This is a genomic window from [Clostridium] scindens (genome assembly GCF_019597925.1).
GTDB lineage: Bacteria > Bacillota > Clostridia > Lachnospirales > Lachnospiraceae > Clostridium_AP.
The window spans coordinates 3,592,958-3,613,733 of record NZ_CP080442.1; the positions used below are offsets into that span (position 1 = coordinate 3,592,958).

Here is a 20,776-nt window from a genome sequence, read left to right on the forward strand (position 1 = left end):
AGAAGGCCCCGGAATTCCTGCTGGCATCCGGGGCCTTCTATCGTCTTTATTCTTCTACTGTTTCGAGTTCTTCTTCTATTTCCACTTCCTCAATGTCCTCATCAAGAACGATGTCGTCATCCAGAGATAACTCCGTATCCAGCTTGATGTCACGGTATTTTCTCATACCAGTACCAGCCGGTATATGCTTACCGATGATGACGTTCTCTTTCAGGCCGATCAGCGGGTCAACCTTGCCCTTGATCGCTGCTTCCGTAAGAACCTTGGTGGTCTCCTGGAAGGATGCGGCTGACAAGAAGGAGTTGGTTGCCAGAGAGGCCTTGGTAATACCAAGCATGATCTGCTCTCCGGTTGCAGGCTCTTTTCCCTCTTTTTCAAGTTCATTATTTACATCTTCGAAGATCAGCCTGTCAACGTTCGTTCCCGGCAGGAACTCCGTATCTCCGGCTTCCTCGATGCGAACCTTCTTCAGCATCTGGCGCACGATAACCTCGATATGCTTATCATTGATCTCAACACCTTGCAGACGGTATACGCGCTGTACTTCCTGGATCATGTAATCCTGTACTGCCCGCAGTCCCTTGATCTTAAGGATGTCATGCGGATTAACGCTACCTTCGGTCAGCTCATCGCCGGCTTCCAGTTCCGCGCCGTCCTGAACCTTGATCCTGGAACCATAAGGAATCAGATATGCCTTAGATTCGCCCGTCTCATGGTTGGTTACGATAATTTCGCGCTTCTTCTTCGTATCATTAATATTGGCCGTTCCCGCAAACTCTGTGATAATCGCAAGTCCCTTCGGCTTTCTTGCCTCAAACAACTCTTCGACACGAGGAAGACCTTGTGTGATATCGTCACCGGCAACGCCTCCGGTATGGAACGTACGCATGGTCAGCTGGGTACCCGGCTCTCCGATAGACTGGGCAGCGATGATGCCGACAGCCTCTCCCACCTGTACCGGCTCTCCGGTCGCCATATTGGCTCCGTAGCACTTCGCGCAGACGCCGCTGTGGGATCTGCAGGTGAGGATGGTACGGATCTTGATCTTGGTCAATGGCTGGCCTTTTTCATCCACGCCCTTCTTCATAATGAGTTCCGCGCGCTTCGGCGTAACCATATGGTTTGCCTTCACCAGAACGTTTCCATCCTTATCTACGATATTCTCGCACAGGTAGCGTCCTGTAATACGCTCCTGCAGGCTTTCAATCTCTTCATTGCCATCCATGAATGCTTTTACATACATTCCCGGAAGTTCGGCTCCCTTTTCTACGCAGTCGACTTCATGGATGATCAGTTCCTGGGATACGTCAACCAGACGCCTGGTCAGGTATCCGGAATCGGCTGTACGCAGGGCCGTATCTGACAGACCTTTACGTGCGCCGTGGGCAGACATGAAGTACTCCAATACGTCAAGTCCTTCACGGAAGTTAGACTTGATCGGCAGCTCGATGGTACGTCCCGTCGTATCCGCCATAAGTCCACGCATTCCGGCAAGCTGCTTGATCTGCTTATCAGAACCACGGGCTCCGGAATCGGCCATCATGAAGATGTTGTTATACTTATCAAGACCGGACAGCAGCGCCTCAGTAAGGGCATCGTCCGTCGCTTTCCAGGTCTCTACGACCTCCTTATAACGCTCTTCCTCTGTTATCAGGCCACGCTTGAAGTTCTTCGTAATCTTATCCACCGTATCCTGCGCCTGCTGGATCATCTCCGGCTTCTGCGGAGGCACGGTCATATCAGAAATCGATACGGTCATGGCTGCTCTTGTAGAATACTTGTATCCAATGGCCTTTACCGCATCCAGCACTTCTGCCGTCGCTGTAGAGCCATGGGTATTGATAACTTTTTCAAGGATCTGCTTTAACTGTTTCTTGCCTACATGGAAATCGACTTCCAGAAGCAGCTTGTTCTCTTCCACTTCACGGTCTACAAATCCAAGATCCTGTGGAATGATCTCATTAAAAATGAATCTTCCCAGTGTAGACTCGATGGTTCCTGACACTTCTTCTCCGTCCGGCATAACCTTTGATACGCGCACCTTAATGCGTGAATGCAGGGTAATTGCCTCGTTCTCATAAGCAAGGATTGCTTCATTGACACTCTTGAATGCTTTTCCTTCTCCCTTTGCGCCAGGCCTTTCCTGCGTCAGATAATAGATTCCAAGTACCATATCCTGTGAAGGAACGGCAACCGGTCCGCCGTCTGACGGCTTCAGAAGGTTGTTCGGCGACAAGAGCAGGAAGCGGCATTCTGCCTGAGCCTCTACGGAAAGCGGAAGATGGACCGCCATCTGGTCTCCATCAAAGTCGGCATTGTAGGCCGTACATACCAATGGATGCAGCTTGATCGCCTTGCCTTCTACCAGGATCGGCTCAAATGCCTGGATTCCCAGCCTGTGGAGCGTAGGGGCACGGTTCAGCATAACCGGATGCTCCTTGATAACGTCTTCCAGCACATCCCATACTTCCGGCTGGAGTCTCTCTACCATCTTCTTGGCATTCTTAATATTGTGGGCGGTTCCATTCTGAACCAGCTCCTTCATAACGAATGGCTTAAACAGCTCGATCGCCATCTCTTTTGGAAGGCCGCACTGGTAGATCTTAAGTTCCGGCCCTACGACGATAACCGAACGTCCGGAATAGTCGACACGCTTTCCAAGCAGGTTCTGACGGAAACGTCCGGACTTTCCTTTCAGCATATCTGACAGGGACTTAAGCGCCCTGTTTCCAGGTCCGGTAACCGGACGGCCGCGGCGGCCGTTGTCGATCAGCGCGTCCACTGCCTCCTGCAGCATTCTCTTCTCGTTTCTTACGATAATGTCCGGAGCGCCTAATTCCAGCAGGCGTTTCAGACGGTTGTTCCTGTTAATGATCCTTCTGTACAGGTCGTTCAAGTCAGACGTCGCGAAACGTCCGCCGTCAAGCTGTACCATTGGACGCAGATCCGGCGGAATTACCGGGATCGCCGTCATGATCATCCACTCAGGCTTATTGCCTGATTCGCGGAAGGCTTCCACAACTTCCAGACGCTTCACGATTCTCGCGCGCTTCTGTCCGGTTGCTCCTTTAAGCCCTTCCTGCAATTCTGTATATTCTTTATCCAAGTCGATGGATTCCAGAAGTTCCTTAATAGACTCGGCACCCATTCCTACGCGGAAAGAGCTGCCCCATGCTTCTCTGGCCTCCTGGTATTCCTGCTCGGATAACACTTGCTTATACTGAAGGTCTGTCTCGCCCTTATCCAGTACGATATAGGACGCGAAATACAGCACCTTCTCCAAGGTTCTTGGGGAAAGATCCAGAATCAGTCCCATACGGCTTGGAATTCCCTTGAAGTACCAGATATGCGATACCGGAGCCGCAAGAGCAATGTGCCCCATACGCTCACGTCTCACGCTTGCTTTCGTGACTTCAACGCCGCAGCGGTCGCAGACTACGCCTTTATAGCGTATCTTCTTATACTTTCCACAGTGGCACTCCCAGTCTTTGCTAGGCCCGAATATCTTCTCGCAGAATAATCCGTCCTTTTCCGGCTTCAGGGTTCTATAGTTAATCGTCTCAGGCTTCGTGACTTCTCCTCTGGACCATTCCAGAATCTTCTCAGGTGATGCCAAACCGATCTTGATCGCATCAAAAGTCATTGGCTGATATGATTGTTCCTTATTGTTTTCTGGCATACTGGCACCCCTTCCTATTCTTCATCTGACAAATCATCTAATTCAAAATCATCATCATCGGTTTCTTCAAACTCAATCTCGAAGTCGTCCTCTTCCGGCTCTTCTTCCACATCCACAAGTTCTTCTCCCTGGAATTCCTGTTCCGTGTAGCCTTTTGCTCCCAGGTCGTCTTCCTGATGATATTTTCTGTCTCCCTCTATCAGTGAGCGGAAATCTGTCTCTCCCATGTCGACAGTCTCCATGATCTCTACTTCCGTATTATCATCTCTGAGCACGCGTACATCCAGTCCCAATGACTGCAGTTCTTTCAACAGCACCTTAAAGGATTCCGGGATTCCCGGCTCCGGTATATTCTCGCCCTTGATGATGGCTTCATAGGTCTTTACACGTCCGATAACGTCGTCAGACTTCACAGTCAGGATCTCCTGCAGCGTGTAGGATGCTCCATACGCCTCCAGGGCCCAAACTTCCATCTCTCCGAAACGCTGTCCGCCAAACTGGGCCTTTCCGCCTAATGGCTGCTGCGTTACCAGAGAGTATGGTCCTGTAGAACGCGCGTGAATCTTATCATCAACCAGATGATGCAGCTTCAGGTAGTGCATGTGTCCGATGGTAACCGGGCTGTCGAAATACTCGCCGGTACGTCCGTCGCGCAGGCGGACCTTGCCGTCTCTGGATATCGGAACGCCCTTCCACAGTTTCCTGTGCTCTCTATTGTCAGACAGATACTGAAGCACTTCCGGAAGCAGTTCTTCCTTATGTTTTGCTTCAAACTCTTCCCAGCTTAAGTTGACATAATCATTTGCCAGGTCAAGCGTATCCATAATATCATTCTCATCCGCCCCGTCAAATACAGGCGTGGCAATGTTGAATCCTAATGCTTTGGCAGCCAGTGACAGGTGGATCTCCAATACCTGCCCGATATTCATACGGGAAGGCACGCCAAGAGGGTTCAGCACGATATCTAACGGACGTCCATTCGGCAGGAACGGCATATCTTCCACCGGAAGCACGCGGGATACTACACCCTTGTTACCGTGACGTCCGGCCATCTTATCGCCGACAGAGATCTTTCTCTTCTGAGCAATATAGATACGTACTGCCTGGTTCACTCCTGGAGACAGTTCATCTCCGTTATCTCTAGTAAATACCTTTGCATCTACGACAATACCGTACTCTCCGTGAGGCACTTTAAGAGATGTATCCCTTACTTCCCGCGCCTTCTCGCCGAAGATCGCGCGAAGCAGCCTCTCCTCTGCGGTCAGTTCGGTCTCTCCCTTTGGAGTTACCTTTCCTACCAGGATATCGCCGGCGCGTACCTCTGCGCCAATACGGATGATTCCTCTCTCATCCAGGTTCTTAAGGGCATCATCGCCCACTCCCGGAATATCACGGGTAATCTCTTCTGGTCCCAGCTTGGTATCACGGGCTTCTGCCTCATATTCCTCGATATGCACGGAAGTATAGACATCTTCCTGCACCAGTCTCTCGCTTAACAGGACGGCATCCTCATAATTGTAGCCCTCCCACGTCATGAATCCGATCAGCGGGTTCTTTCCAAGCGCCATCTCGCCATTGGAAGTAGACGGACCGTCCGCGATCACGTCCCCTGCCTCAACCCGGTCGCCTTTGAATACGATCGGCCTCTGGTTGTAGCAGTTGCTCTGGTTGCTTCGAAGGAACTTGATCAGCTTATATCTCTTCAGATTGCCGTCATCCTGACGGATCGTAATCTCGGTGGACGTAGAACGCTCTACCACGCCGCCAGTTTCCGCGATCACGCATACGCCGGAGTCAACCGCAGACTTCTCTTCCATACCGGTCCCCACTACGGGAGCCTCCGTCATAAGAAGCGGCACTGCCTGACGCTGCATGTTGGATCCCATCAGCGCACGGTTGGCATCGTCATTTTCCAGGAAAGGAATCAGCGCCGTAGCTACTGAGAATACCATCTTCGGAGAAACGTCCATATAGTCGAACATTCTTCTCTCATATTCCTGGGTCTCATCACGGTAGCGGCCGGATACGTTCTTGTGGATAAAATGTCCTTCCGCATCCAGAGGCTCATTGGCCTGCGCCACGTGATAATTGTCTTCCTCATCGGCAGTCATGTATACGACTTCTTCCGTAACTACCGGGTTGGCCGGATCGTCATGGTTGATCTTGCGGTATGGCGCCTCGATAAAGCCATACTGGTTAATCCTTGCATAAGTAGCAAGGGAGTTGATAAGGCCGATGTTCGGCCCTTCAGGCGTCTCGATCGGGCACATTCTTCCGTAATGCGAATAGTGTACGTCACGTACCTCGAATCCGGCACGGTCTCTTGACAGACCGCCAGGGCCCAGGGCAGACAGACGTCTCTTATGGGTCAGTTCGCCAAGCGGGTTATTCTGGTCCATGAACTGCGACAGCTGGGAAGAGCCAAAGAACTCTTTTACAGCAGCCGTTACAGGCTTGATATTGATCAGCGACTGTGGAGAGATGCCTTCCAGATCCTGGGTCGTCATCCTCTCCCTAACCACTCTTTCCAGCCTGGAAAGACCGATTCTGTACTGATTCTGTAATAATTCTCCTACGGAGCGAATACGTCTGTTACCAAGGTGGTCGATATCGTCATCATTGCCAAGCCCATACTCCAGATGAATATTATAGTTAATGGACGCAAGGATATCCTCCTTCGTAATATGCTTTGGAATCAGGTCATGGATATCTCTCTTGATCGCATCCTTTAATTCGTCAATATCGCCGGCAGTCTCTTCCAGGATGCCAGCAAGAACCGGGTAATATACCAGTTCGGTAACCCCTACTTCCTTCGGGTCAACATCTACGATGGAGGTAATGTCAACCATCATGTTGGAAAGGACTTTGATATTTCTTTCTTCATCCTCTCTTTCAATCCACACATAAGGTACTGCCGCATTCTGGATCTGGTCTGCCAGTTCCCTGGTCACCTTCGTGCCAGCCTCGGCAATTACCTCTCCCGTCAGAGGGCTTGCAACGTCTTCTGCAAGAATCTGGCCTGTGATACGGTTCTTAAGCGCCAGCTTCTTATTAAATTTATATCTTCCTACTTTCGCGAGGTCATAACGTCTAGGATCGAAGAACATGCTGGTAATCAGGCTCTCCGCACTGTCTACTGCCAGAGGCTCGCCCGGGCGGATCTTCTTATATAGTTCCAGAAGACCTTCCTGATAATTGGTCGCCGCATCCTTCTCAAAACTTGCGATGATCTTCGGCTCTTCGCCAAAGAGTTCAACAATCTCCGGATTCGTGCCAAATCCCATAGCACGGATCAATACCGTGATCGGCACCTTCCTTGTTCTATCTACACGTACATAAAAAACGTCATTGGAATCCGTCTCATATTCCAGCCATGCTCCACGGTTCGGAATCACAGTCGATGAATACAGTTTCTTACCTACCTTATCATGCGCGATCGCATAGTAAATGCCCGGCGAACGAACTAGCTGGCTTACGATTACACGCTCTGCCCCGTTAATTACGAAAGTGCCGGTGCTGGTCATCAGCGGCAGATCGCCCATGAATATTTCATGCTCATTGATTTCGTCTGTTTCTTTGTTGTGAAGTCTTACTCTCACCTTAAGTGGCGCAGCGTAAGTCGCATCACGTTCTTTACACTCTTCAATCGTGTACTTCACGTCATCCTCGCACAAAGTAAAATCAACAAATTCCAGGCTTAAGTGACCACTGTAGTCAGCAATCGGGGAAATATCATCAAATACTTCTTTTAACCCCTCATCCAGAAACCACTGGTAAGAGTCCTTCTGGACCTCAATCAGGTTCGGCATCTGAAGAACTTCTTTTTGTCTGGAATAGCTCATGCGTGAACTTTTTCCGCTTTTGATGGGACGAATTCTGTTTTTCTCCATATTGACGTTTCACTCCTCATATATTTTTTGGTTGGGCTACGAGATGCCCATAACAAATTGCCTAAATCACCGGAAACAGCCCGAAAGAGCCGATTCCTTGCGATATCATGGCATAAGTTTCCACAATAGCGCATTTTTTACTATATCACATAGAATTCGGGCTTGTCAACAGCTAATATAAATTTTTATTCATATCTTCCACTTCTACTTTTTTCCATTTTTCTTCCTTTCATAAGAGTCTTGCCACGAACGCCTCAATTCATCCCGATCTTCTGTTTATGAATCCATATTTTATCTTGTAAATCATTCCGTTATGGCCGCAACAATTATATTAATATAGAAGAAACAGATTTCATATTTTCTGAATATCTATATGATTCTAGAAACGGAATCCATTTAGGCTTGGTACCGGCACGATCCCCTTCTTGCCAGGCTCATGCGTTCCCAGAGATGCCTCTTCCTGCTCTCTTGCAAGTTCCGGGTTCTCCGGCTCCCCTTTCTTCCTTTGCGGTGTCCCGGATATATCCAGCTGGCAGTTTTCTTCTTGCTCCGCTTCCTTCCCTGCCGCCTCCAGCAGCTGGGAATACCTCTCCGTACTCATTACCACCATAGAGCCGTATCCATTCTTCGTCAGATGGACCACTTCTCCCTTCTTCACCATCTTTTCAATCTCCGTAAATTTATTCCTCAAATCCGATATGGGCCTGATGTTGATCATACAAATCCCTCCTTTTCTTTTTCTTATTTTATCATAATTATGATAAAATTTCCATAGAAACAAGTCAACATCTCCACTATTTCCTTGCACGCCCGGACATTCGTTTGATTTTATCCTCTGCGATCTTCTCATTCCATGAATAGTTTTTCCGACACTGCTTAGACTAATTTCGTCGATTTGCTACTATTTTTGTAACTATTTGGTTGCATATTCAAATACGGCAGACGTCCTTCTAGTAACATATTTAGGAGGTGGATATCATCATGAAATTTCAACGGATAGAAGATTTGAGAATTGACCATGACCTGACCCAGAATGACATAGCCAAGATCCTGTCCTGCCAGCGCGAAGTATATCGCCGCTACGAGAAAGGATCCCGCCAGATACCTGTTGATTACTTGATAAAACTGGCAAATTATTACGGCTGCAGCACCGATTACATTCTCGGGCTGACAGACCGCAAGACACCATATCCTAAATAGAGAAAGGCTGCCATGCCTGCCGGTTCAGCACCAGCGGCACAGCAGCCTTTTTCAGCCTTCTGTCAATTCCTTATAATTGCAATAATTATGCTCTCTTTTTACGCTTTATTATAGCCAGTATCACGGCAGCTGCCTCATCGAGGGCGGCTTTGCATCGCTTACGATTATGATATTGCTGGAAATCACCTTTTCGTCAGCACGGTTGATACCGCTGCCTTCCAGCCATTGTATTTCTTCTTGCGCGTTTCGCCGTCCATTCCAGGAGCGTACTTTACCCGGTTCAGCCTGCCAAAGACGGACTCATCCCACACGCCAAGAGCCAGGCCTGCGGCATAGGCAGGACCGATTCCGGATAATTCCTCGCTGTCTGGCACCTGAACCGCCACGTCCGCGATGTCGCTTTGGAACTGCATCAGATATTCATTCTTCGTGGGGCCGCCATCCACGCGCAGTTCTCCTAGGCGCACCCCTGCATCCTCGCACATGGCTTTTACGATATCCGTGATCTGATAGGCGATGCACTCCACGCCTGCCCGGACCACTTCCGCTTTCCCTGTAGTTCTGGTCATCCCCACGATGGCCGCCGTTGCCCGGCTGTCCCAGTAGGGGGCGCCAAGACCCGAGAATGCCGGTATCAGATACAATTCGTCATCCTGGATTGCTTCTCTTGCCAGAGTTCCCGTCTCTCCCGGAGACTCGATCAGCTTCAGGTCATCCTTAAGCCAGGTGATGACCGCGCCCGTATAGTTCAAGTTGCCTTCCAGCACATAGTTCACTTTTCCGCCCATGCTCCACGCCAGGGAAGTTACCACTCCGTGGGTGCTGAGCACCGGCTTCTCTCCGATATTCATCATAATGGACGAGCCCGTCCCGTAAGTGGACTTCGTCATGCCCGGCTTAAGGCATCCCTGGCCGAACAAAGAACCATGAGAATCCCCCAGCACGCCGTGGATTGGAACTTTCTTTGGAAGCACGCCTTCAAAGTCCGTCTCTCCAAACTCGGAATCCGAATCACACACCTGGGCCATATTGGCGGGATCAATGCCGAACCAGGCACAGATCTCTTCGTCCCACTTCAATTCAAATATGTTAAACAACTGAGTCCTGGACGCGTTAGAATAATCCGTCTTATAAGACTTTCCGCCGGTCAGCTTGTAGACCAGCCAGCTGTCAATGGTTCCGTGGCAGATCTCTCCCCGACAGGCTTTCTCTCTGGCGCCCTCCACGTTCTCCAGGAGCCATGCGATCTTGGAGGCCGGAAAATACGGTGACAGATTCATGCCCGTCTTCCTGCGGATGTTCTCCGCCTTCCCCTGCCGCTCCACACGCTCGCAGATATCCGCCGCCCGCGCGCACTGCCATACGATGGCATCTGCCAGGGGCTCTCCCGTAATCCGGTCCCAGGCAAGGGACGTCTCCCGCTGATTGCTGATGCCAACGCCTATGATCCCAGATCCGTCAATATCTTTCGTCAGCCGGGCTACCACATCGATTACATTCTCATAGATCTCGACCGGGTTATGGGACACCCAGCCTTTTTCATTAATGATCTGCTCATGGGGCTTATCCGTCCTCTTGATCAGGCTTCCGCCTTCATCGAACAGCAGCGCCTTCGTACCCTGGGTACTCTGGTCGATGCTGATTATATATTTCTCCGCCATCCTCTTACTCCTTCTTTATCAAGAAGCAGCCTACAACCGGGCATTTAGCACCTCATCCCTCAGCGGAATGGAGGCAGTCGCCCCCTGGCGGGACACCGCGATCGCAGATGCCTTTGCCGCCAGAGCCAGGCCATCCTGCACCGGCATTCCATCGATCACCGACGAAATAAAGTATCCGGTAAAGGTATCCCCCGCCGCAGTCGTATCTACTGCCTTTACTTTATAGATCCCCTGACGATACTGCTCCTCCTTATACTGATATACAGAGCCTTCGCCGCCAAGGGTCAGAACCACTTTCGCCTCCGGATAGATCTCCCTTAATCGTTCCAATATCCTATCCGTCTGCGTCTCGCCTGTCACCTGTCCGCCCTCGATCTCATTCAGCAGGAACATGGCTATCTTCCCAAAGTCGCAAGCATCCAGAGCGTCGTCATAAGGCGATGGATTCAGAATGATCATCATTCCTTTTTCATATGCGCAGTCTATGATATAGTCCAGCATATTAATCTCATTCTGGAGAAGCAGGATATCTCCTTTCTCAAAATGAGCCAGCACCTCATCCACATACTCTTTCGTAATGCTTCGGTTCGCTCCGCCATAGAGCAGAATGCAATTCTGCCCATTCTTATCCACCTGGATGATCGTATGGCCGGATTTGCCCGGTATGCTCTTAATATAGTCTGCATTGACTCCGCCTTCCTTGCAGGCCTTAAGCAGGATGTCTCCTTCTTCCCCTATCATTCCGGCATGATAGACGTCAACTCCGGCCTTTGCAAGGGCGATGGACTGGTTCAGCCCCTTGCCTCCGCAGAAGGTGTTCATCCCCGAAGATGCCAGCGTCTCTCCCGGCGCCACCATATGGTCAACCGAATACACATAATCCAGATTCAATGATCCAAAATTCAATACTTTCATACCGCAATTCCTCCTGAATTCCCCGTCCGGGCATACTTTTCTCTCATCTTACTATACCTATGCCGGGAAAGCAACGCCAGCCCTAAGGATAATATTCGGATAAGGCGTGAATTCTCCCGTACGGATCGCGAACTTGAGATTCTTAGACCTGTCCTTTAATTCTAAGTGGCTGATCATCTCCGACTCCACGTCCGGCAGTTTCTCCTTTATATAAGCAAGAAGTTCCGGGTTCTTTTCCCTGATCTCCTCCGCCAGCGTATAGAATTCCACCTCCGTCTCATCAAGCACCGCATCCATTACCTGCCTAAAAGACGGAACTCCTCCGCAAAGAGCCAGATCCACGATCTCGACGCCTTTCGGGATGGGCATGCCCCCGTCCGCGATCATAAATGTATCCTTATGGCCCAGCCCCGCAATCAGCCCGGAAAGCTGCGCATTGATGATGCCTCTTTTCTTCATACGATCCACCTGCCCTTATATCTTGCAGCCTTTCGGCCGATTATTTATTTTCATTGCGTGCCTGGAGAGCCATCTTGGCCTGCAGGTTTCTCTGTACCTGGTCAATGATTACGGCGATGATGATTACAAGGCCCCTGATGATCTTCTGCCAGAACTCGGTTACGCCGCACATGGTCATGCCATCGTTGATGACGCCGATTACGAATGCGCCGACGATCGTTCCGCCGATGGTTCCCACGCCGCCTGCCATAGAAGTCCCGCCAAGGACAGATGCCGCGATGGCGTTCATTTCCCAGGACTCTCCCGTCTTAGGCGTAGCGGATACCAGCTGGGAGGTAGCGATAATGCCTACAATAGCAGAGCAGAAGCCAGAGAATGCATAGACCCAGATCTTTACCCGGTCGACTTTGATACCCGACAATTTGGATGCTCTCTCGTTGCCGCCGATGGACAGCACATGCCAGCCAAACGGAGTCTTCTTTAAGATAAGTCCGGCAATCACCGCAATGATCGCGAGAATCAGCACGCCGCATGGAATCGAAGTTCCGCCAAGGTTACGTCCGAAGATCTCGAATCCTGTATTTCCCAGCCCCTCATAGCCGGACAGTTCTGAGAATGTGGCGCCGTTGGAACGAATATTGGCGAATCCTCTCCAGATATACATAGTGCCCAGGGTAGCAATGAACGGCGCTACGTTGAACTTTGTAATAACGATGCCATTGATCATGCCCATCAGCGCTCCCAGAAGAACGGTGATCAGGACGATCATCGGAACGCTGAAATATAAGGTCACGCCGAACACCTTAAGCGTGAGACCCTGCTGGATAAGGCCGCCCGCGATCATGCCTGCAAGTCCTGCCACAGAGCCTACGGAAAGGTCGATGCCTCCGGTAATGATGACATAAGTCATGCCGATCGCAAGGATGCCATACAGTGCCACGTGCTTGGCCACAGTAAGTAGCGCGCCTGCACTTAAGAAATTATCTGCCGTAATACTGAAGAAAATAAGCAGAACAATTAATACGATAAATGTACGCCCCTTCAAGAGGGTCATCGCTAATTTATTATTTCCTGATTTTTGTTTCGCTGCCATAATCTAACTCTCCTTTTCCTCTATATGATGGCCCTTGTAAGAAGCCAGTACCAATGTATCCTGCTGAATCTCATCGCCAAAGAATTCGCCCGTCTTGATGCCATTTGACAACACGATAACCCGGTCTGCGATGGATACGATTTCCTGCAATTCGGAAGAAATCACAATGATCGACAACCCTTCTTCCGCATATTTATTAATGATATCGAATACCTCGGTCTTGGCTCCGATATCGATACCGCGACTTGGCTCATCCATCAGCAGAATCTTAGGCTCCGTCAGGATTCCCTTCCCGATGACTACTTTCTGCTGGTTACCACCTGACAAGGAAAGAATCGGCAGTTTCTTATCTGCCACTTTGATCTGTATATCCTTGATTTCCTGATCCACTTTCTCGGCCTCTTTCTTGCTGTCAAGGAAAGGCCCCTTCTTGTATCTCTTAAGCGCGGACAGCGCGCAGTTCTTTTCAATATCCAGAGTCTGTACCAGTCCCTGCATCTGCCTGTCTTCCGGGATTAACGCGAAGCCGCTGTCAATCTGCTGGGAGATGGACTTGATATGAAGTTCCTTCCCTTCCATAAGGATCTGTCCGGTATGCTCCGGGTGCAGGCCCATCAGGCATTCGAACACTTCGCTTCGCCCAGCTCCCATAAGTCCGTAGATTCCAAGCACTTCGCCCTTCTTTAATTCGAAGTTCAGGTGGTCCACCAGGTAGCCGCCGCCTGCCTTTGGAAGGCATAGGTCTTTTACTTCCAGGACATTTTCCACCTTGCTCCAGTCTACTTCCCGATCCCGCTTCGGATAGGACTTGGCTCCTCCGGTCATCTGATGCACGATCCATGGCACGTCAATATCCTTGACATCCGCATCTGCCACATACTTGCCATCCCGAAGGATCGTCACATGATCGCCGATCTCCATGATCTCTTCCAGCCTGTGGGAAATATATACGATTGAGATTCCGGCCGCGGTAAGCTCTCTCATAATCTTGAAGAGAACCTTGACTTCCTGCTGGCTCAGAGACGAGGTCGGCTCATCCATGATCAGCACCTTCAGGTCATCCTCCACCAGATTTCTGGCAATCTCGATCATCTGCTGCTGCCCGACTCTAAGTTCTCCCACCTTCGCATTCAGGTCAAGCGGATGCTCCAGCCTCTCAAGGACCTTCTTGGCTCCATCCATATGTACCTTGTTATCCAGGACGACCTTGCCCTTGGTCTTCTCCTTGTTCATATAGATGTTCTGGTACACGTTCAGGTTTGGGAACAGGCTCAGTTCCTGGTGGATGATGCCGATTCCGTGCTTCCTTGCCTCTGTCGTATTCTTGAAGAATACTTCCTTATCCCCGATATACATCTTGCCTTCATTCGGCTGTTCGATTCCGGCAATCATCTTCATCAGGGTGGATTTGCCGGCGCCATTCTCTCCGATCAGCACGTTAACCTTGCCTCTTAGCAGGTCAAAAGATACTTCGTCAAGAGCCTTTGTACCGGGATAGATCTTGCTTATCTTTTCTGCATGGAGAAATACATCATCCCTGCATTTATATGTTTCGCCCATAGTCTATATCTCCTTCTTTGCTTGGCAGTCCGTTACTTTGCTTCCAGTACCACAGGCGTAATCAGCACATCCGAACTTCCGCTGGATACCGTAAATGCTCCCACAAACGAAATCGTCTTTCCCTGCAGGGATTCCGGCTTCGCCGGCTCGACAACATCCTTGGCCACGATCTCGTTAATACTCTGGGATACCGCCGCCCACTGTTCCTGATTCTTGTAATCTCCAAATTTGATAAAGCTAAGCGTGTCACGGATGGATGATCCTTTGTATACCGGCCCGATCTGGATCTTGACGGATTCCGTCCCGCTATATCCCTCCAGCTTGACGGACATGTATCCTGCCTGGGACTGGGTATTGACTTCTTCCACGGTTCCGGTACCTTTTACCGCATAGCTGAGTTCCCCGGACTTGCCCATGGAATAGCTTCCGTATTCTTCTGCCAGCGCGGTCAGATCTCCATTGGACTGTTCCAGGAATTCTTTTAAGTCCACAGCCTTTTCATTGAGTTCCGGAAGCGCCGATTCTTCCCATATGGCTGCAACGTCGTCCCCGGCGTTAAATTCGACGTCTCCGGTATATTTTCCTTCTTCTCCGATCTTGATTACCTTTACGATCCCGCATCCGGTAAGGAGCGTGGATGCTGCAAGTGTAAATGCAAGTGCGAGTGCTATCATACGCTTTTTCATAGCGGCCTCCTTCATATCCTTTATTCGCGAAACATCCTCTTAGGGATGTTTGTCTTCATCTTCATTTAATACTTTTACATAAAAGAGTCGTTTTTATATACAGGGAAGCGCTTTTTGCGCCTCCCTGCATTGTGTCATTGCAAATTATTCCGTGTAAACAAATCCTGCCAGCTTGTCTACGTTCTCAGACGTAATCGCGATACAGTCAACCAGCTGTTTTTCATCCACGCCTGTAGATCCTTCTTTGAGGTACTGGTCAGCCTGCTCTACTGCCATCTCAGCGATTACCGCGAACTGCTGAAGCGCTGTTCCGGTAGCGTCTCCGGATTTGATCAGGGCTGCCGCCTCGTCGGAACCGTCAACGCCGATAACCGGAAGTTTCTTGCCTGCTGCCTGGAGTGCCGCGCACACGCCCTCTAACATAGTGTCATTGCCGCAGATAACGCCTTCGATGTCCGGATTAGCCTGAAGCATAGCTTCCATTTTATCATAAGCTTCCGTCTTTTCCCAGTTTGCCGTCTGCTTCGCAACCATTTCCATATCCGGATACTGGTCGATCACTTCATGGAAGGCTGAAGAACGTACGCCTGCGTTGGTGTCAGACTCTTTTCCTAACAGTTCTACATATTTCCCTTTTTCACCCATTGCTTCTACGAACTTCTCAGCGATAGCCTTTGCTCCCTGGTAGTTGTTTGCTACGATCTGGGAAATAGCAACGCCTTCTTCATTGATCTCGCGGTCGATCAGGAATGTCGGGATTCCTGCTTCTCTTGCCTTCTTCACTGCTTCTACCGTCGCATCCGCGCCTGCATTGTCGCAGATGATGGCTGCCGCCTTGTCGGCAATCGCGCTGTCGAACAGCTCGGTCTGCTTGGTCGGGTCGTCATCGTGGGATACTGCTTTTACTTCATATCCCAGTTCTTCTGCTTTCGCGGAAGCGGTATCAACCTCTGCCTTGAAAGCCGGGTTGGATACGGAAGGAGTGATGATGTACATGATGTTAGAGCCGCCGCCCTTTAACACTTTGTCATCCTTCTTGTCATCTGCCTTATCCTCTGTCTTCTTGTCCTCTGCCTTTTTGTCATCTCCTTTGGAGCCGCATCCGACTGCCATCGCTCCAACCATTGCTACTGTAAGCAATACGGCCAATACTTTTTTGAAACCTTTCATTTTTCCGTTCCTCCTTATGTTTTTCAAAGTATTAAATTTCTATATTAACAGGTAGGCCCTGCCAATATCCTTTATTTCAATGCTTCGGCTGCCTTCCTGGCAATCCCTTCGGCATTCAGCCCGTAATAGTCAAATACTTCTCTGGATGATCCAGTAATCACCGGTTCGTCCGGAAGAGACATGTTAACTACCTTTCTTGGGCATTCGCTTCCTACTACCTGGCTTACCATGGAGCCCAGGCCGCCGAACGGCGCGTGTTCTTCTACGGTGACCACTGCCTTTGAATGGGAAGCCGTCTTGACGATGGTTTCTTTATCCAGAGGCTTAATGCAGTACATATCTACAACCGCTGCGCTGATTCCCTGTTCCTTAAGAAGGGCCGCCGCTTCTACCGCAGGCTTTACCATCTCTCCGCAGGCAATGATCGCTACATCCGTTCCTTCCGTCACGACGGTTGCCTTATCCATTGTAAACGGAACGTTGCCTTCCTCATAGATGTCATCCACAGCGTTTCTTCCAACCCGGATATAGGCCGGCTTATCATCCCCGAGCAATTCCTTGACCAGGCACTCCGTCTGGAGCCTGTCGCTTGGAAGATATACTCTCATATTCGGCACGGCAGCCATTGCCGCAATATCCTGGGCGGAATGATGGCTCATTCCCAGCGCCCCATAGCTTACGCCGCCGCTGATGCCGATCAGTTTTACATTTGTATTGGAGTATGCCACATCGACTTTGCACTGCTCATAGCTTCTGGTTGACAGGAAGCATGCCGGAGACACCGCATAAGGCTTCTTCCCGCATTTGGCCAGGCCAGCGGAGATGCTTACCAGATTCTGCTCCGCGATGCCCGTCTCTACGAACTGCTCTGGATATTCGCTGGCAAATGGCGCAAAGGATGCGCTTCCTCTTGAGTCGCTGCAAAGCGCTACAATGTCCTGATCCGTTTTCGCCGCCTCCATCAACACTTCACATATTACCTGTTTATTTGCTATCTTACCCACAAAGCGCCGCCTCCTTTCTATCTGCGAGATCTTTCCTGATCTGCGCCAGTTCCTCTCCACTTGGAACTTTGTGGTGCCAGTTTGCTTTGTCCTCCATTACGGAAGAGCCTTTTCCTTTCACCGTATTGGCAATCAGCACAGAGGGCCTGCCCTTTACCGTCTTTGCCGTATCGAATGCTACTTTGAGCTGGTCTATATCATTGCCATCCGCTACATCGATGACGTTCCAGCCAAATGCCCCAAATCTTTCGTGAAGGTCATCATGAGCCATCACGTCCTCGGTCCGTCCGGATATCTGCAGGCGGTTTCTGTCGACTACCGCGCACAGATTGTCAAGCTTGTAGTGGCTTGCCGCCATGGCGCCTTCCCATACGGAGCCTTCTGCCAGCTCGCCGTCGCCCATTACCGTATAGACTCTGTAGTCCCTGTCATCCATCTTCCCCGCAAGCGCCATTCCCACGCTGACCGGAAGGCCATGCCCCAGAGAGCCGGAGTTCATCTCGATTCCCGGAAGTTTGTTGTTGGGATGTCCGATAAACTTGGAGCCGAATTTGCTGAACTTGGCGATCACATCCTTGATATCAAAGAATCCCTTTGCTGCCAGGACCGCATAGTACGCTTCCACGGAATGCCCTTTGCTCATGATGAACTTGTCGCGGTCCGGGTCATCTGCATTCAGCGGGCTTATATTCATCTGATCAAAATAAATCTCTGTCAGTATCTCCATGACGCTCATGTCTCCGCCGATATGTCCGGCTTTCCCTTCCACAATCATGTCGATTACATTTTCTCTTAATTCGTAAGCGAGTGCTTTCATATTCTCCATAATCATTCTCCTCTTAGATATGCTTTTACATCTTCTTCAATCGGGTCATACAGGTCCGGCTTCACGCCGATATATTTGCACGCCTCATACAGGACAGGAACCACGTCCTTGTGGATTCCCACGCAGTGATGAATGTATGGGCCCTCCACGATCTTGGCCTCCAGGCGCTTGATATTGTCAACCTCCACCCAAAGATAGGTGCCCATTCCCTTCGGTCCGTCCACGCCTTTGGCATTGCCAAGGAGCAGGGAGTAATCCCCGTTGTCCCCGTCGAATCTGCACAGGGTCACGTCTCCGTGCTTTGCCTCTGCCGTAAGGCTTCCCGGATGGTCAAAGGCCAGCGGGTAGGTAAGCTTTGGCTTTTCCTGGGCAACGGATATCGGCCATGGGCCGCAGTGCTGCAGCAGTTCCCCGTTCTCAATATCCGGATGGCGGATAGTCCAGTCAGCGAAGAAGCCTCTCTTCTCTCCCATTCCAGCCGCCTCTACCAGCAGCGCGGTAATGGCTCCGTGAATATCCGTCTCGCATACGACCGGGATTCCCTTTTCATTGAGGATCGCGTTGGCCGCGCAAGGCATGATGCCAAGTTCTGTCTGAAGCGCATTCCAGCATTGGATCGCTCCTGCCTGGCAGCCATACTTGTCGATCAGCTGTTCCATGGCGACCGCAAGGGCAGCCACATTCTCCACTTCGTCGTCCTTGATCTTTACTTCCATGTTTTCACGGATGTACGCGACCATTTCCGCAACCTTGGCTCCCTCTTCCTTGACCGCCTTTACTTCTTCTGTAAGTTCCGTCATCGGGATCGGAGACAACTGGATATTGAACTTCTCCAGAAGTTCACCTTCATTACACATCGTGGTCCAGAAGTCAAACGGCCTGGTCGAGATCTGAAGGATCCGGATATTGCGGAATGTCTTTACCACGTTGCACACCGCCAGAAAGTCCCTTAATCCTCTTTCAAATACCGGGTCATTCAATCTGCAGTTTGTCATATATGTAAATGGTATCTGGAATCTTCTTAATACTTTTCCGGTTGCAAACAGTCCGCACTGCGTATCCCTGAGCCTCACCCCGTTCTCATCCGGCCTCTCATCCAGCGGCCCCCACAGAAGGACTGGCACGTTCAGCTCTTTTGCAAGTCTTGCGCAGACATATTCTGTACCAAAGTTACAGTGCGGAAGGAACAACCCGTCAACGCCCGCCTCCTTAAACTTCGCCGCAATCTTTTTCACGTCATTGTCATCGTAAAGAAGCCCTTCTTCGTTGATATCATCAATATCAACAAAGTCAATTCCCAGTTCTTTCAGCCTGTCTGCCGTCAATCCTCTGTACTTGATCGCGTCCGGCGCGCTGAAGATGCTTCTCCTTGTGGGTGCATACCCTAATTTGATAGTTGCCATTTTACTTCCTCCATCCTTTCTTGCCTCTTGGCTTCCTCTATATCTAAGTTCCTGACACTTCCTCTTACGAGAAAATCCGTGCCAACCTGTATCTTCATCTTTACCTGTCTTCCGGAATATCGGATATGGTCCAGAGCCCTTCTTACCGCCACCTCTCCCATCTCCTGCTTGTGTACATGGATTGTAGTAAGTCCCGGGGTAGATACGGCCCCAAAACGGATATCGTCGAATCCCACGATAGAGATCTGATCCGGTATTTTGATTCCTTTTTCCTCCAGGGCTCTCATAGCCCCAAGCGCAATCACGTCATTATCGGCGAAGTATGCGGTGGGCAATGCCGGTTTCCCTTCCAGATAGGCTTTCATATCTTCGTATGCCGCCTCCAGCGTCGTTCCGAGAGTCACTACATATTCCGGCGCTTCTGAAAGGCCATGCCTTCCAAGCGTGCGGTAATATCCATATTCCCTGTACTGGAAGGCCTTGATCCGGTAATCTCCTCGCAGATATCCGATGCTCTTATGTCCATTCTCAACCAGATATTCCACCGCGTTGCAAGCAGCGTCCGTATTGTTGATCAGCACCCCGTCAAAGGCCATCTCTTCGCACCATCCATCCAGCACGATCATATATCCTTTGTAATCCATAAAGGGCTGATAGTCTTCTTCCATCATCTCGGTACCCAGGAGTATCATCAGCGAATTGGTGTCTTCAAGCACTTCCTTAAGCCTCTCCTGAAACGCGTCATCTTCATAATTCAGATGGCTGAAGGCCGTCTCATACCCCAGTTCCTTCGCCTGCCGCTCCACGCCTTCTATCATGGCAGGAAATATCAGGCTGTCATCTATGATGCGTCCATTCTTCCTGTAGGTTACGAATTTTATCTTTGTTATGGTCTTTTCCGTCTGGTATCCCAGTTCCTCTGCTACTTTGAATATCTTTCTTGAAGTTTCTTCATTCACACCCTTCTTGCGATTCAAAGCATTGGAGACAGTCGCCGGAGAAAAGCCCGTCATCTGGCTTATCTGTTTTATACTGGCCTTCACTTTTTCACCGCCCCTAACTCTTTATGCCCTTATTATAAACATTTATATAAATATTTCAATAGTATTTTAATAAATAGTTTTGTTTTATTTACATTTTGTTTAATTATAATAGTTTTGCGCTTCTCATTTTGGCTATTATTTACAATTGATACATTCTGTATTTACATTTTGTTCACATTCTCACTCT

At 50.0% G+C, this 20,776-nt stretch carries 15 protein-coding genes; 1 reads left to right on the top strand and 14 read right to left on the bottom strand.

The window, feature by feature from the left end; translation table 11 throughout:
* Positions 1-46: 46 nt before the first annotated feature.
* From rpoC to K0036_RS19445, 3 genes are all read right to left on the bottom strand, one after another.
* A complete protein-coding gene (gene rpoC / locus K0036_RS17285) occupies positions 47-3,679 on the bottom strand; it encodes a DNA-directed RNA polymerase subunit beta' (RefSeq protein WP_025641733.1) in 3,633 nt (1,210 codons plus the stop codon).
* 14 nt (positions 3,680-3,693) lie between these two features.
* Positions 3,694-7,569 carry a DNA-directed RNA polymerase subunit beta gene (locus K0036_RS17290; RefSeq protein ID WP_025641730.1) on the bottom strand — a complete coding sequence of 1,292 codons (3,876 nt, stop codon included), beginning with the start codon at positions 7,567-7,569 and terminating at the stop codon, positions 3,694-3,696.
* A 379-nt stretch (positions 7,570-7,948) separates the two neighbouring features.
* Positions 7,949-8,287: a type II toxin-antitoxin system prevent-host-death family antitoxin gene (locus K0036_RS19445; protein WP_173694120.1), complete on the bottom strand. Its 339-nt coding sequence runs from the start codon at positions 8,285-8,287 to the stop codon at positions 7,949-7,951.
* A 263-nt stretch (positions 8,288-8,550) separates the two neighbouring features.
* On the opposite strand from K0036_RS19445, the gene K0036_RS17300 reads away from it, so the two are divergent.
* Complete coding sequence (locus tag K0036_RS17300) at positions 8,551-8,769, top strand: helix-turn-helix domain-containing protein (protein ID WP_004606398.1); 219 nt, start codon at positions 8,551-8,553, stop codon at positions 8,767-8,769.
* A gap of 182 nt (positions 8,770-8,951) precedes the next feature.
* On the opposite strand, the gene K0036_RS17305 is transcribed toward K0036_RS17300, so the two are convergent.
* From K0036_RS17305 to K0036_RS17355, 11 genes are all read right to left on the bottom strand, one after another.
* Positions 8,952-10,430, bottom strand: coding sequence for an FGGY-family carbohydrate kinase (locus tag K0036_RS17305; RefSeq protein WP_220430266.1), 1,479 nt, complete (start codon positions 10,428-10,430; stop codon positions 8,952-8,954).
* A gap of 30 nt (positions 10,431-10,460) precedes the next feature.
* Complete coding sequence (locus tag K0036_RS17310) at positions 10,461-11,345, bottom strand: ribokinase (RefSeq protein ID WP_025641725.1); 885 nt, start codon at positions 11,343-11,345, stop codon at positions 10,461-10,463.
* 57 nt (positions 11,346-11,402) lie between these two features.
* Positions 11,403-11,804, bottom strand: coding sequence for a D-ribose pyranase (gene rbsD, locus K0036_RS17315; protein ID WP_025641723.1), 402 nt, complete (start codon positions 11,802-11,804; stop codon positions 11,403-11,405).
* A 40-nt stretch (positions 11,805-11,844) separates the two neighbouring features.
* Positions 11,845-12,897, bottom strand: coding sequence for an ABC transporter permease (locus tag K0036_RS17320; protein WP_025641721.1), 1,053 nt, complete (start codon positions 12,895-12,897; stop codon positions 11,845-11,847).
* Positions 12,898-12,900: 3 nt separating this feature from the next.
* Positions 12,901-14,457: a sugar ABC transporter ATP-binding protein gene (locus K0036_RS17325; RefSeq protein ID WP_220430267.1), complete on the bottom strand. Its 1,557-nt coding sequence runs from the start codon at positions 14,455-14,457 to the stop codon at positions 12,901-12,903.
* Positions 14,458-14,489: 32 nt separating this feature from the next.
* Positions 14,490-15,143 (bottom strand): DUF2291 domain-containing protein, encoded by a 654-nt coding sequence (locus K0036_RS17330; RefSeq protein WP_025641717.1) that lies wholly within the window; start codon positions 15,141-15,143, stop codon positions 14,490-14,492.
* Between the two features lie 144 nt (positions 15,144-15,287).
* Entirely contained in the window at positions 15,288-16,313 is a 1,026-nt protein-coding gene (locus K0036_RS17335; RefSeq protein ID WP_025641715.1) for a D-ribose ABC transporter substrate-binding protein, read from the bottom strand.
* 71 nt (positions 16,314-16,384) lie between these two features.
* Positions 16,385-17,317 carry a transketolase family protein gene (locus tag K0036_RS17340; protein ID WP_220430268.1) on the bottom strand — a complete coding sequence of 311 codons (933 nt, stop codon included), beginning with the start codon at positions 17,315-17,317 and terminating at the stop codon, positions 16,385-16,387.
* Entirely contained in the window at positions 17,310-18,143 is an 834-nt protein-coding gene (locus K0036_RS17345) for a transketolase (RefSeq protein ID WP_220430269.1), read from the bottom strand. Before K0036_RS17345 ends, K0036_RS17340 begins: the two co-directional genes overlap by 8 nt.
* Before the next feature lie 2 nt (positions 18,144-18,145).
* Positions 18,146-19,546, bottom strand: a complete 1,401-nt coding sequence (locus tag K0036_RS17350; protein ID WP_220430270.1) for an L-fucose/L-arabinose isomerase family protein — start codon at positions 19,544-19,546, stop codon at positions 18,146-18,148.
* Positions 19,528-20,589, bottom strand: a complete 1,062-nt coding sequence (locus tag K0036_RS17355) for a LacI family DNA-binding transcriptional regulator (RefSeq protein WP_025641708.1) — start codon at positions 20,587-20,589, stop codon at positions 19,528-19,530. The genes K0036_RS17350 and K0036_RS17355 overlap by 19 nt, the downstream gene beginning before the upstream one ends.
* Between the last annotated feature and the right edge of the window lie 187 nt (positions 20,590-20,776).

Excerpts from the sequence above, each read along its gene's own strand:
- K0036_RS17330 (WP_025641717.1), bottom strand. The coding sequence starts at position 15,143 with ATGAAAAAGCGTATGATAGCACTCGCACTTGCATTTACACTTGCAGCA.
- K0036_RS17345 (WP_220430269.1), bottom strand. The coding sequence starts at position 18,143 with ATGGAGAATATGAAAGCACTCGCTTACGAATTAAGAGAAAATGTAATC.
- K0036_RS17290 (WP_025641730.1), bottom strand. The coding sequence starts at position 7,569 with ATGGAGAAAAACAGAATTCGTCCCATCAAAAGCGGAAAAAGTTCACGC.
- K0036_RS17350 (WP_220430270.1), bottom strand. The coding sequence starts at position 19,546 with ATGGCAACTATCAAATTAGGGTATGCACCCACAAGGAGAAGCATCTTC.
- K0036_RS19445 (WP_173694120.1), bottom strand. The coding sequence starts at position 8,287 with ATGATCAACATCAGGCCCATATCGGATTTGAGGAATAAATTTACGGAG.
- K0036_RS17325 (WP_220430267.1), bottom strand. The coding sequence starts at position 14,457 with ATGGGCGAAACATATAAATGCAGGGATGATGTATTTCTCCATGCAGAA.
- K0036_RS17335 (WP_025641715.1), bottom strand. The coding sequence starts at position 16,313 with ATGAAAGGTTTCAAAAAAGTATTGGCCGTATTGCTTACAGTAGCAATG.
- K0036_RS17305 (WP_220430266.1), bottom strand. The coding sequence starts at position 10,430 with ATGGCGGAGAAATATATAATCAGCATCGACCAGAGTACCCAGGGTACG.
- K0036_RS17320 (WP_025641721.1), bottom strand. The coding sequence starts at position 12,897 with ATGGCAGCGAAACAAAAATCAGGAAATAATAAATTAGCGATGACCCTC.
- rpoC (WP_025641733.1), bottom strand. The coding sequence starts at position 3,679 with ATGCCAGAAAACAATAAGGAACAATCATATCAGCCAATGACTTTTGAT.
- K0036_RS17300 (WP_004606398.1), top strand. The coding sequence starts at position 8,551 with ATGAAATTTCAACGGATAGAAGATTTGAGAATTGACCATGACCTGACC.
- K0036_RS17310 (WP_025641725.1), bottom strand. The coding sequence starts at position 11,345 with ATGAAAGTATTGAATTTTGGATCATTGAATCTGGATTATGTGTATTCG.
- rbsD (WP_025641723.1), bottom strand. The coding sequence starts at position 11,804 with ATGAAGAAAAGAGGCATCATCAATGCGCAGCTTTCCGGGCTGATTGCG.